Annotated in this window: 12 protein-coding genes; 6 read left to right on the top strand and 6 right to left on the bottom strand. The window is 70.8% G+C overall.

The annotated features are described in order from the left end of the window. Window positions 1-60: 60 nt before the first annotated feature. The 3 genes from GLP40_RS15830 to GLP40_RS15820 form a co-directional block, all read right to left on the bottom strand. On the bottom strand, window positions 61-1290 hold the full coding sequence (locus GLP40_RS15830) for a Dyp-type peroxidase (RefSeq protein WP_328290224.1): 1230 nt from the start codon (window positions 1288-1290) through the stop codon (window positions 61-63). After that, window positions 1283-1843: a copper chaperone PCu(A)C gene (locus GLP40_RS15825; protein WP_154789005.1), complete on the bottom strand. Its 561-nt coding sequence runs from the start codon at window positions 1841-1843 to the stop codon at window positions 1283-1285. The genes GLP40_RS15830 and GLP40_RS15825 overlap by 8 nt, the downstream gene beginning before the upstream one ends. 83 nt (window positions 1844-1926) lie before the next feature. After that, window positions 1927-2520, bottom strand: coding sequence for a hypothetical protein (locus GLP40_RS15820; RefSeq protein WP_196054694.1), 594 nt, complete (start codon window positions 2518-2520; stop codon window positions 1927-1929). 119 nt (window positions 2521-2639) lie between these two features. Between GLP40_RS15820 and GLP40_RS15815 the strand changes: the two genes are divergently transcribed. The 3 genes from GLP40_RS15815 to GLP40_RS15805 all read left to right on the top strand — a co-directional run bounded on the left by GLP40_RS15815 (window position 2640) and on the right by GLP40_RS15805 (window position 6387). After that, window positions 2640-3317, top strand: a complete 678-nt coding sequence (locus tag GLP40_RS15815) for a response regulator transcription factor (RefSeq protein WP_154788707.1) — start codon at window positions 2640-2642, stop codon at window positions 3315-3317. Window positions 3318-3351: 34 nt separating this feature from the next. Next, window positions 3352-4389 (top strand): HAMP domain-containing sensor histidine kinase, encoded by a 1038-nt coding sequence (locus tag GLP40_RS15810; RefSeq protein WP_154788706.1) that lies wholly within the window; start codon window positions 3352-3354, stop codon window positions 4387-4389. Between the two features lie 411 nt (window positions 4390-4800). Further along, on the top strand, window positions 4801-6387 hold the full coding sequence (locus GLP40_RS15805) for a DUF4153 domain-containing protein (RefSeq protein WP_230329629.1): 1587 nt from the start codon (window positions 4801-4803) through the stop codon (window positions 6385-6387). A gap of 3 nt (window positions 6388-6390) precedes the next feature. Here the strand turns inward: GLP40_RS15805 and GLP40_RS15800 are convergent, their stop codons facing one another. After that, the gene (locus GLP40_RS15800; RefSeq protein ID WP_154788705.1) at window positions 6391-7596 is read right to left on the bottom strand and encodes a WD40/YVTN/BNR-like repeat-containing protein; all 1206 of its coding nucleotides are present in this window, start codon (window positions 7594-7596) and stop codon (window positions 6391-6393) included. Between the two features lie 322 nt (window positions 7597-7918). On the opposite strand from GLP40_RS15800, the gene GLP40_RS15795 reads away from it, so the two are divergent. The 3 genes from GLP40_RS15795 to GLP40_RS15785 all read left to right on the top strand — a co-directional run bounded on the left by GLP40_RS15795 (window position 7919) and on the right by GLP40_RS15785 (window position 10595). Next, complete coding sequence (locus tag GLP40_RS15795; protein ID WP_154788704.1) at window positions 7919-8785, top strand: NmrA family NAD(P)-binding protein; 867 nt, start codon at window positions 7919-7921, stop codon at window positions 8783-8785. Between the two features lie 89 nt (window positions 8786-8874). Beyond that, window positions 8875-9666, top strand: coding sequence for a helix-turn-helix domain-containing protein (locus tag GLP40_RS15790; RefSeq protein ID WP_154788703.1), 792 nt, complete (start codon window positions 8875-8877; stop codon window positions 9664-9666). 77 nt (window positions 9667-9743) lie between these two features. Next, a complete protein-coding gene (locus GLP40_RS15785; protein ID WP_154788702.1) occupies window positions 9744-10595 on the top strand; it encodes a fructosamine kinase family protein in 852 nt (283 codons plus the stop codon). 86 nt (window positions 10596-10681) lie between these two features. On the opposite strand, the gene GLP40_RS15780 is transcribed toward GLP40_RS15785, so the two are convergent. Further along, window positions 10682-11017, bottom strand: coding sequence for a hypothetical protein (locus tag GLP40_RS15780; protein WP_154788701.1), 336 nt, complete (start codon window positions 11015-11017; stop codon window positions 10682-10684). Window positions 11018-11193: 176 nt separating this feature from the next. Beyond that, entirely contained in the window at window positions 11194-12330 is a 1137-nt protein-coding gene (locus GLP40_RS15775; protein ID WP_154788700.1) for a CapA family protein, read from the bottom strand. Window positions 12331-12783: the final 453 nt, after the last annotated feature.

Below are 12783 nucleotides of genomic sequence, written 5' to 3'. Positions count from 1 at the left end.
GCAAACCCTATGGTCCGGTGCCTGGTCGGGCCGCCTCGGGGGCGGCCCGACCGGTCCGGATCATCGTTGGGCCGCGGCGCTCTCGAACAATTGCTGACCGAGGTAGCCGCCCGGGCCGGGCACGCCCGGCGGGATGACGAAAACGGCCGACCCGACCGGGGTGGTCCACTGGTTGAGGGCGTCGAAGTCGGCCAGCCGCCGCTGTACCGGCAGGAACTGGGCGTCGATGTCGCGCTGGAAGGACGCGAACAGCAGGCCCGAGTTCGACATGTGCCCGGGGGCGGGCGCGTCGTCGTAGTTGTAGCCGCGGCGCAGAAACCGCTCTCCGTCGTGAGTCCGGTGGGCGCGGGCGATGTGGGAGGACGGCGGGATCTTCGGGATGCCGTACCGGTCCACGGCCGCGAAGTCGGGTACGTCGAATTCCCGTGTGCCCGACAGCGGCGCCCCGTCCTCGACGGTGCGGCCGATGGTGAGGGCGCGGCCTTCGGCGTCGAGTTCGTCCCAGGTCTCGAGGTTCATGGCGATGCGCCGCATCACCATCGAGGTGCCCCCGGCCAGCCACGGCCGCGACGATCCGTCGTCCCACACGAGGCGATCGAAATCGACTGTTCCCGGCGCGATATTGACGGTGCCGTCCACCGAGCCCATGAGGTTGCGCATGGTCTGGCCCCGGGCGGCATTGCGGAACCCGCGCTGCACCCACCGCACCGTCACCAGCGATTTCACATGCTTGGACAGCACCCGCACCGCGTGCGACACCGTCGTGGCCTCCTCGGCGCAGATCTGCAACAGCAGATCACCCCCGCACCAGGCGGCATCGAGCTTGTCGATGCCGAAGGGCGGCAACGGCTTCAACCAGTGCGGGCGCTGATCCTCGAGCGCGACGGCGGTGAACAGCTCCGGCCCGAATCCCACCGTCACGGTGAGCCGCGCGGGCCGGGCGGCCAGCTCCGGTTCGGTGTCGGCGAGCGCGGGCTTGCCCTGGGTGAGGCGGGAGGCGTCGTCGGTCCAAATCTTCAGCAGCCCGATGACATCCTCGCGTCGCGAGCCCGGCTTCAGATCGAAGGCGACGAACGCGGCGTGGAGCGGCGGTTCCGTCGCGATGCCCGCCTGTTTCGCGCCGTAGAACGCGACCGTGTCCAGCCCTGGATCACGGTCGTGGTCGCGGTGGGTGACAGCGGCCGCACCCCAGCCGATTCCGGCCGCCCCGGCGGCGCCCGCCGCGGCGGCGCCGCCGAGCAGTCGCCGCCGGGACAGGCGGGCGGGATGCGGTTGCGACCGGTCAGCCACCGTGGGCGGCGTTGTCGCCGGAGGGCTGGTAGTTCTCCTTGCCGCCCGCGAAGTCACGCACCTGGGCGGTGACGGTCGTGGTGGAGCCGTCGGAGAAGGTCAGCGTGATCGGGGTTTCCGCGCCGGTGCGCAGCGGGCCTGTGAGACCCATGAACATCAGGTGATCGCCGCCGGGCTTCAAGGTCGTGGTGCCGTGGGCGGGGATGACGAAGCCGCCGGGTTTGGGGTGCATGGTCTTGTTGCCGGACCCGTCGGGCACGACCTCGTGCAGCTCCACGGTCGCCGACGCGGGACTGGAGGCCGCGACCACATTGACGGGCTTGTCGGACTTGTTCGCGAGGGTGCCGAAGGCGGCGGACATGCCGCTGTCGGCGGCCTTGATCCACTGATCGGTCATGGTGACCTGGTCGGCGGCCTTGCCGGAAGACTCCGAGGCGGTCTGCGAGGACGAACAGGCGACCGGCAGCAGCGCCAGTGTGGTCACCGCGGCGGCCGCGCCGACGCGGCGCGCGAATCCGCCGGTGTGCGCGCGGAAACTGTGGCGGAAGGGCATCTGGGACATGGGAAGACTCCGTGTGTCAGGGTGAGGGGAACCACCCCGGACCCGTGCCCGGTGAAACCCGTTCGGCGCAGGGCTTATTCGGCCACTGCGCAGCGGGAAGAGGCGTCGCGGATCCAGACCGGGGCGAGGTGTGTGAACGGTGCCGTGGCCACGGGTGGGCCACGGCGTCCGATCCCCGGACTGACCAGTAGGCGACGCGCCTCGGCACGATCATCGGCCCCGCGCGGTCGCGCACGCCGAGCGGGCGGTCGCAGGACCGAACCCAGCGCGAGCATGAATCGTCGCACGCTGGTGATCGCCCGCCGCAGGCCCGCCTCGGCGGCGCGAATCACGAACGCGCCCACCGGAATCGCGACCAGGTGGGCGAGGAGCATGGACGGCGAGCCAGCGTGATGGTGGTGGCCCGGCGACATCGACAGCGCCGCGTGCCCGATCGACTGCCCCGCCGCCAGCATGGCCATGATGCCGGCCAACCCATAGCGGGGCCGCAGGGTCGCCACCACGACCCCGATGAGGGCGCACGCCGCGAACAGCAGCGTCAGCGCCGATCCGTCCAGCCGGGTCGGGCCGCCGCCGAGCCCGTGCGCGAGAATCGCCACCGCGCCCGAACACGCGCCGACGGCAGCGCCGCGCAAGGGCGCGGGGTGATCCGTCGTCGGTGAGCGCACCGGACCATGCTACGACGCCGTGTCGTGGACGATGCTTCCAGGTGGTATGACCGGCGTCTCCACAGGATCTTCACGGCGGGCGCGAACCATCTCCACGCCGGTTGCCTAATGTCACGGGCATGGAAACCAGTGCGCGCCGGATTCTCGTCGTCGAGGACGAACCGACCATCGCGGAGTCCGTTGCCGCCCGCCTGCGCGCCGAGGGCTACACGGTGGACATCGCCCACGACGGGCCCGCGGCCGTGGACGCCGACGCGGCCGGCGACCCTGACCTGGTGGTGCTCGACGTGATGCTGCCCGGCTTCGACGGCCTCGAGGTGTGCCGGCGCATCCAGGCCCGCCGCCCGGTGCCGGTGCTCATGCTCACCGCCCGCACCGATGAAACCGACATGCTCGTCGGCCTGGGTGTCGGCGCGGACGACTACCTGACCAAGCCGTTCTCCATGCGCGTGCTCGCCGCCCGCGTCCACGCCCTGCTGCGCCGCATGGACCGCACCGCCGCCCCGGTCGCCGCCATCGTCGTCGGCGACCTGCGCATCGACACCGATCAGCGCCGCGTCTGGCGGGCCGATACCGAAACCCAGCTCACCCCACTGGAATTCGAACTCCTCGTCCACCTGGCGCGCCGCCCCCGCGCCGTCCTGGCCCGCGAGCGACTGCTCAACGACATCTGGGGCTGGGCCGACGCCTCGGGTACCCGCGCGGTCGACAGCCACATCAAGGCGCTGCGCCGCAAACTCGGCGCCGATCTGATCCGCACGGTCCACGGCGTCGGGTACGCGCTGGAGGCGCGATGAGAGCCCGCGGTCCCGAGGGGGCGGAGGGGGAGCGATGAGTGTCGCGGAGTCGGTGCGGGCGGGCGGGAATCGGGTGGCGGCGTGGATGCCGCGGCCCCTGGACCGAGTGCGCTCGATCAAGCTGAAGCTGGCCATCCTCATGGTGGGGTCGGGGGCGGTGGCGTTCGGTTTCTTCGCCTCGCGCATCGGCTGGCTGCCGCCGCGCACCACCATCGCGGCCACGCTGCTCGCGCTGATCTTCTCCCAGGTCCTCGCGCACGGCATGACCCTTCCGCTGCGGGAGATGACCGCCGCGGCCAAACGCATGGCGCAGGGCGACTATTCGCGCCCGGTCCGCGCCACCTCCCGCGATGAGGTGGGGCAGCTGGCGCAGGCGTTCAATCAGATGGCCGCCGATCTGGCCGCCGCCGATCAGCAGCGGCGCGAGTTCATCGCCAACGTGTCGCACGAACTGCGCACCCCGATCACGGCGTTGGGGGCGGTACTGGAGAACCTGGTCGACGGGGTGGCGGAACCCGACCCGGCCACCCTGCGCACCGCCCTCGCCCAGACCGAGCGGCTCAGCCTGCTGGTCTCGGAGCTGCTCGCGCTGTCGAGCGTCGAGGCGGGCGCGGTCGCGCTGGACCGTGAGCCTCTGGCCGTCGAGCCGCTGCTGACAGAGGTCGTGGCCGAAGCCGAGGTGATGGCCGCCGCGGTCGACCGGCCGGTCCGCTTCACCATCGCCGTCGCCACCCCCGACCTGACCGTGCACGCCGATCGCGCCCGCCTGCACCAGGTCCTGCTCAACCTCCTCGACAACGCCACCCGCCACGGTCCCGCCCACGGCGAGGTCCGCATCCACGCCCACGCCGACCGGGCGCACACCGTCATCGACGTGGCCGACGACGGTCCCGGCATTCCGGTGGCCGAACGCGCCCGCGTCTTCGAACGCTTCACCCGCGGCGGCCGCGCCACCGGTGGTGGCACCGGCCTCGGCCTGGCCATCGCCCGCTGGATCGTCGACCTGCACGGCGGCACCATCGCGGTCGCCGACCCCGGCTCCCGCATCCGCGTCACCCTGCCCAACTCCTAGCCCATCCCGCTCCGTCTCCCGCAGCGCCGCGCGCTGGCGGGACGGTCCCGCACACCCATCGGAGGCTCCGTCATGCCCGAAAACCCTGCCGGCACACCCTGTCCAGAACGGCCGCAGCCGGAAACGGCCGCGCCCGAACCAGTGCTGTCCGCGACAGTGCCGCCCGAGACGGTGGCCCCCGAAGGGGAAACCCGCGCGAGCTCCGAATCGGCGACTCCGCCGGCGCCCACATCCGTCCGGGCGCGCGGCGGACCGCCTCCGCGGCCGGACACGCCGACGATCCCACCCGGGCCGTGGCCCGCGCCGCCGTCACCCTCGGCGCAACCCGGGCCCGTGCACCCGGGGTCACTGAATCCTGTTCCACGCCTTCGCATTCCACCGCGATCGGCGCGGGTTCCGCTGCCGGGCGGATTGCTCGCGGCGACCGTGGGCGCCGGTTGCGCCGCCGCGATCCTCGTTCCCCTCGACCGCCCCGGAATCGGATGGGTGCTCGCGGGCCTGGCGATCACCGCCGCGGTATACGGCGTCGATCGTGCGGCCCGCCGCGCGAAGCCCGCCGAGTCCGGTGGTGCCGGCCCCGAGCAGGAGGCGATCGCGCAGCCCGCCGACGGCCCGGCCGCAGCCCGTGGTGCGGACACCGACGCCGGCGACCGGACCACGAAGCCGGCGGCGGGCGACGCGAGTCCCGACCGCGAGGAGGCCCTCGTCGCCGGGGAGGACGGCTCGGATGATCCTCATGGTTCGCGGTGGCCGCGCCGGATGCCGTGGGCGCGGATCTGGTGGGCCGCAGTGGCGCTCGCCTTGCTCGGTGTCGGTGGGTTCCGCGCTGCGCCTTGGCTTTTCGTGCTCTGCGTGGTGGGCGCCGCGGCGGCGGGGTCGCTGGCGGTCGTGCGGCGCTCGGTGTACGGGTTGTGGTTCGATGTGCCCGCGGTGCCGTTCGCGGGGCTGACTTCCGTGCCGTGGCTGTCACGGGCGGTGACCCGGGCCCGCGGGCGGGTGGGGACGGGGTCGCAGCGGATCTGGTGGTCGCTGGCGGTCGCCGTGGCGCTGCTGGTGCTGGTAGTGCCATTGTTGACAGGCGCGGACGCGGTGTTCGCGAGGCTGGTGCACGGGCTGCTGCCGCGGATCGATGTACCCGCGGTGGTGCGGTGGGGTTTGGTGTTCGTTGCCGCCGGGCTGGGGACGGCGGGGGCGCTGTATCTGCTGGCGGGTCCGCCGCCGGTGGCCGCGAGCGAAGGATCGGAGTCCGGCATGGATCCGCTCGGCTGGATGGGGGTGCGGCGGTTCTCGCCGATCGAGTGGGGTATTCCGCTGGGCGCGTTGACGATCGTGTTCGCGGCGTTCGTGGGCGCGCAGATCGCGGTGCTGTTCGGCGGCGACGACTACGTGCAGCGCACGGCGGGACTGACGTATGCGCAGTACGCCCGCAGCGGGTTCTGGCAGTTGTCGATCGTGAGCATGCTGACCCTGGCCGTGATCGGGACAGTGCTGCGGCACGCGTTGCGGCAGACCCCGACACAACGCCGATGGCTGCGTGGGGCGGTCACGGTGGTGACCGCCTCGACGCTGGTGATCGTCGCCTCGGCGGTGCACCGCATGTGGACCTATCAGCAGGCGTACGGGTTCACCGTGATGCGGCTGCTGGTGGAGGTGTTCGAAGGCTGGATCGCCCTGGTCTACCTGTTGCTGCTGGCGAGCCTGGTGCGGTTGCGTCGCGGCTGGGTACCACGCGCTGCCGTCGGCGCGGCCCTGGCCACACTGCTGGCGCTGGCGGTCGTCAACCCGGAACGCTTTGTCGCCGAACGCAATGTGCAGCGCTGGCAGTCGGGCAAGTCCCTGGACACCGACTATCTGAGCACCCTGTCCCCGGATGTGCTGCCGGTAGCCGACCGGCTGCCCGCCGCCGAGCGCGCGGCCATCGCGAACGTCATTCGCGCCCGGCTGTCACAGGATTCGTGGCAGGGCTGGAACTACGCGCGGGCGACCGCGCGCCATTGACGCTCAGCCGAGCGTGACCGGGGTCCAGGTCCGGCCGGCGTCCTGGGTGGCCAGCAGGATCGAGGCGTGGTGCTCGGCCCCGGTGCGCGTCATGATGACGAATCCGTTGGTGTCGGAGACGAAACTGCCCGACGTCTCCGTCCACCCCTGGTCGGGCGCGGTGTAGGTGGTCGTCCAGGTCGCGCCGCCGTCGGTGGAGGTGAGCAGATGCTCGCCGAGGGCCGCGACCAGGTGGGTGGCATCGGCGGGAACGAGCGCGGCGTCGCGGGACAACGTCGCAGCCAACTGCCCGGTCTCGGTGAAGGTGACCCCGCCGTCGGTGGAGGTCATGAGATGCGTGGTGGCGGTGTCGTTGGTGCCGGGTCCCGGGCGTCCGCACAGCGCCAGCACCCGACGCTCGCTGAGGGCATGCCAGTCGGCGGGACCGTTGCCGCCGCACGGCAGTTTCCACTGCGACCAGGTGCCGTCGACCAGGCGGGCGCCGGCCTGCGTGCGGTTGGCGACCACCAGCCAGGCGCGGCTGCCGATCACCGTCACGGACGCCGACGGGTCGGGTCCGCCTCCGGAGGCAACGGGGATATCGGTGGTCTCGCTCCAGGAGTCGCTGGTGAGGGGGCTGGAGAACAGAACGGTCTTCTCACCCGGTTGCGCGGCGGCGATGTGCACGCCGTCCTCGGACACCGACAGCGTCCACGCGTCCACGACCGCGTTGACATCGAGATCGACCGGCCGCCAGGTGGTTCCGCCATCGTGGGTGGAGAACAGTTTGCTGTCGGCGCGGATCCAGCCGTTGTGGGCGTCGGCGAACTTCACCCAGCCCGTCTTGGTCGCGGTGCGCAGCGGAGCCGGCAGCGGCGCCTGCTGCCAGGTACGCCCGCCGTCGGTGGTGTGCCGCAGTGCCCGGCACGGCTCGGTGTCGCACGGGTAGACGCGGCCGAGTACCCAGCCTTCCTCGGCGGTGATGAAGGTGATCGAGTCGGGTTGGAAGCCAACCGCTTCCGGCTCGACGGCGGTGGTGGCCGTCGGTGACGGGAGCGCCGTCGCCGTGGTGGCCGGGCCGGTCGCCGCCGGCTCGCTGGTGGATGTCGTCGCGTCCGGCCCGGTCTCACCGGTGTTGATGGTCAGTCCGGCGACGAGACCCGCCGCGAGTACCGGCACTCCGACCCCGATGACTCCAGCCACGACGACCGGATTCGCCCGCAACCCCACCGGCCGGGACTCCCTTCGACACGAACCCGGGCCGCTGCTCCGGGCGGTCACCCGGGCGGCCCTGTGGCACAACGCGATCGAGTATGCCCGGTGAAGGGGCAAATCGCCCATTCGGCTCAGCGGTGGGCGGGTGCGGCAGCCGACGACGACCCGGCACCGGTCGCCGGCACCTCGTCCTCCTCGACCCCATCAGGCCCAGCCACCTCAGCTTCCGCTACACACCCCCGACCGCAGACCCCGGCAACCCCGCCGCCACCCGCGAACCTCGCACAGCCGCCCCGAACCCGCCTGACCACAAGGTCACACCCCGTACCGTGGACGCATGGAGCCAGTACTCGTCACCGGTGCCGCCGGAGGTCGACAGGGATCCACCGGACGGCATCTCACCGCACAACTCCTCGGCCGCGGCCTCCCCGTCCGCGCCCTCGTCCACACCGAAGACGAACGCGCCACCGTCCTGCGCGCCCTCGGCGCCCAGGTCGTGGTCGGCGATGTCCGCGACCTTGCCTTCACCCGCACCGCCATGGACGGCGTGCGATGCGCCTACTTCACCTATCCGGTGATCGACGGGCTACTCGACGCCGCCGGAGCCTTCGCCGTCGCCGCCCACGAAGCCGGAATCGAACGCGTCGTCGCCGTCTCCCAACTCGCCGCCGGACCCCAGGCGCTCACCCCGCGCATGCGCCAGCACTGGGTCGCCGAACAGATCCTCGACTGGGCCGGCATCGGCGCGATCCACCTGCGCGCCGCCGTCTTCCACGAGAACCTCGCCCGCATCGCCGACACCGGCGATGGCGCGGCCCTCACCCTGCCCATGGGACCGGCCACCACCGAACTCCCACTGGTCGCCGCCTCCGACGTCGCCCGCGTCGCCGCCGGCCTGCTGTCCGACCTCGAACTCGACGCCGACCCGGTCCTCCCGCTCACCGGCGACGTCGTGACGATCGGCGCGGCCGCCCACACCCTCGGCCGCACCTACCACGACACCGACCCCGCCGCCTGGCACCGATGGGCCGTCGACTTCTACGGCAGCACCCACGCCGCCGACCACCTCACCAAGCTGTGGGAGATCTTCCGCGTCCTCAGCGAGGGAACAGGCCTCTACCAGGTCACCCCCGTCATCGAGAAGATCGGCGGCCACCCGCCGATCACCCTGTCCGATTTCGCCATTCACCGGCCCGGCCATTGACCGAGGACCGTCGTCGCGGGACCGGATCATTGCGGCACTTACCGCGCTGGTAATGGATTGTGTGGGTTGATCATTCGTACGATCACCACATGGCGACACACACGGCAGGCGATCTACTCCGGCACTGGCGCACCACCCGGCGACTCAGCCAACTCGAACTCGCCGGCCGCGCCGACACCTCCACTCGCCACCTCAGCTTCATCGAGACCGGCCGCGCCACCCCCAGCCGCCAGATGCTGCTGCACCTGTCCGACGAACTCGACATCCCCCTGCGCGAACGCAACCGCATGCTCCTCGCCGCCGGCTATGCCCCCGTCTACGCCGAACCCGAACTCGACACCCCCGCCATGCGCCCCGTCCGCGACGCCCTGCGGCAGCTCCTCACCGGACTCGAACCCCACCCCGCCCTCGCCATCGACGCCTCCTGGACCATGGTCGACGCCAACGCCGGCATCGCACTCTTCCTCGACGGCATCGACCCCGCCCTGCTGCAACCACCCGTCAACGCCATGCGCCTCACCCTGCACCCCGACGGCCTCGCCGGACACATCATCAACCTCGCCGAATGGCGCGGCCACCTCTTCGAACGACTGCAACGCCAGATCGAAGTCACCGGATCACCCGCACTCGTGACCCTGCTCCAGGAACTGCGCGCCTACCCCGGCGGCGAGGAATCACCCGGCCTCCCCGAACCCGACCAGGCCGTCGTCCCGCTGCGCCTGCGCCTGGACGGGCGCGAACTCGCCTTCCTCAGCGTCACCAGCGTGTTCGGCACACCCATGAACGTGACCGTCGCCGAACTCGCCATCGAAGCCTTCCTCCCCGCCGACGGCGCTACCGCGACCCTGCTCCGCGAGCGCCTCGCCGTCCCCGAGCACTAGGCACAACTGGCAGTGGGCCCAACCCCATCCGACACATCGCTCCGCGCGGGATCGCCCATGCCCCACAATGAGAATCCATGGACGTGCCCGCACACCTCGCCGACCTCACCGGCGTACCCGTCGCACGCCTCGACCACCTCGGCCGCAGACACGCCTGGACCCTCCACCGCGCCGAATTGACCGACGGCCGCGACACATTCGTCAAAGCCCTCATCGACGGCGACGCCTCCGACGTCCTCACCGCCGAAGCCGCCGGACTGCGCTGGCTCGCCGAAGGACATCCCGGCCTCATCCCGCCCGTCCTCGCCGCCGACCCCCACATGCTCGTACTGCCCTGGCAGCCACCACAATCCCCCACACCCGCCGCCGCGGAACGCTTCGGCCGCGACCTCGCCACCCTCCACGCCGCCGTACCCGGCGCGTTCGGCGCATCCTGGGACGGCTACATCGCGACACTGCCTCTGAGCAACACCCCGAGCACGGGGGAGTGGGGCGGTTGGTACGCCGAACACCGCCTCGCCCCGTACCTCTCCGCGGCAGCCCCCGAACTCGGCCGCGACGGCGTCCGCCTGCTCGACCGCGTCATCGACCGCATCGCCGAACTCGCCGGACCGCCCGAACCGCCCGCCCGCATCCACGGCGACCTCTGGTCGGGCAATATCGTGTGGACCGCCGGCCACGCCGTGCTCATCGACCCCGCCGCCCACGGCGGCCACCGCGAAACCGACCTGGCCATGCTCGCCCTGTTCGGCGCTCCCTACCTGGATCGCATCCTGGCCGGCTACCAGGAGGTCACACCTCTGACCTCAGGCTGGCGGCATCGGATTCCACTGCATCAACTGCACCCTCTGCTGGTGCACGTGGTGCTGTTCGGCGGCTCCTACCGCGCCATGCTGTTGGCCGCCGCGACCTCCGCGCTGGCCGGATAGCGGCGCGTCAGCCGGAGGAGCAGCCGTCCGCCGTGGAACGACACGGGGCGAATGAAGACCCGATGCGCGGCAGTCCCGTCCACTGCTCATGTGGAGACGAGGGTGAAATCGATCGGGCTGGGCGCAGGGATCATCTCCGCGGTGACATGGACTTCGATGGTTCCCTCGAAGAACGGGGTGATCGGAATCGCGGCGGCGGTGCCGTTCGAGCTGGTGACGGCGTGCCAGCTGATGCCGTCGGGGCTGGGCGGTGATGGGAACACCGCCGCGGCCGATCCGCGCAGGGTGAAACGCACCGCGACGCCTTCGAGGCCGACGCCATCGGGGCCGCTGACCTGGATGACACACGGGTCGGCGAACGGGGTTCCGGGCGTGCTCTTCTGATGGTTTCCAGCGTGTATGGTCAAGGAGTAGTCGGTCATGACGTACCTTCTCGAGAGGCTCGACGGTTCGAGTCAACCGCCATCACGCTCGGTGACGAAGAGTCTTTGGTCACCCAAATGCCAATCCGGTTGCACTGCGTGTGAGCAAGGCGTTCATCCACGAATTCCGGCTCCCCGGCGTCATTTTCCGACTCCGCTCCGGCCGTGCGCTCGGCTCAACCCCACCCGATACCCAACAGGTCATCCGACACTCGGTCGACATGGCTGCGGAACCTGCGGCTGATCTCGTTGAGGGTCTCGCACAGCCAGTCGGCATCGGCCCGCGGAGCGCGCTCGAGCCGCATGCGGCGTACCCGCAGCGGCAGCATCCGGATTCCGGTCGGCTGCCCGCCGGGCTCGACCGAAACGAAGTACAGCAGCCGCAGTGCGGGACGGTAGGACTCGTGTCCACGGATGCCTTCGTAATCGTCGATGACATCTCCGCAGCCGTAGAGGATCGGTTTGCCGTGGTAGATCTCGATGGGCCGCAGATGGTGGGAGGAATGCCCGTGCACGATGTCGACGCCCGCGTCGATCAGCCGGTGCGCGAGCTGGATCTCGCTCATCGCGACCCCGTAGCCCCAGTTCGGTCCCCAATGTATGGACACGATCAGCGTATCGCCGGTTCGCTTGTGCGCCAGCGCCTGTGCGGCGACACGGTCGGCGACGCCGCGGTCCGACAGCTCGCCGATCAGCCACACGCCCGGCCGACTATCCTCTGCCGCCCAGGTGACGGGCACGCCGCTGCTCGTACCGGCGACCGAGACAATGGCCACCCGCTGCCCGGCGGCCGGCTCCAGCACCACCGGGCGGCGGGCGGCGGCGGCGCTCATGCCGGCTCCTGCGGTATGGATGCCCGCCGCGGTCAGGGCGGCCAAGCTATCGCATAGGCCGCGGGCACCGAAATCGAGGATGTGATTGTTGGCGAGCGCGCACACGTCGGGCCGAAACGCCCGCAATGCTGGGATATTGGCGGGGTTCATCCGGTAGTGGATGCCTTTGCCGGTCGCGAATTCTCCGTCGTCGGTGATGGAGGTCTCGAGGTTGATCAGCCGGATCTCGGGTGCCAGCTGGTCGAGCACCGGCCCGACCTCACCCCACAGCCAGCCGAAATCGACGGGGTACGGTATCGGCCCGTTGACCTTTTCAGCCAGCTCGACGTAGCGGCGGGCGTCGTCGACCCATGGTTCGTACAACAGCGGATCGCCCGGATGGGGCAGGATCTGATCGACGCCACGACCGAGCATCACATCACCGCCCAGCAATACGGTGATCGGAATCTGTTGCGCTGATGGATTACTCGTCTGCGTCATCGGCACCCGACCCCAAAATGAGACCCGCCCGAGAGCGGCTTTCCCGGTTGTGACGACGGGTGTCTCGATCGGGCTCAGCGTCCCGGATCGATCGATCCACCACTTCGGGCACGACACGGGTTTCCCCGGCATCAGCAATGCTTCCCGGCCGCGATCGGATTCGCGCGGGCCGGAGGTCCCTGATCCCGCAACCGAACGTCACATAACCGATCACCGCCGAATCCGGCGACACGCGCCGTCTCACCGCGCCGAGCGACGCCGCGCCATCGGCCGAGGAGCCTCGAATACGTTGGGCTGCAGAGCGACTTTGGGCCCCGCGGTTGGAGACGGATGGCACTGGGTCGACGGTTCTCGCGCAGCCAGAGTGGGGGCATGGCCACCGTATCGATGGCGACGCGGTTCCCAACGGCCGGCACTCGGCGGGGAAGGCAGATGCGGTTGTGAGTACATCGG

Source organism: Nocardia aurantiaca (assembly GCF_009708175.1).
GTDB lineage: Bacteria > Actinomycetota > Actinomycetes > Mycobacteriales > Mycobacteriaceae > Nocardia > Nocardia aurantiaca.
The sequence above is the reverse complement of the archived record's forward strand: the minus strand, read 5'-3'. Positions and strand labels throughout refer to the sequence as shown.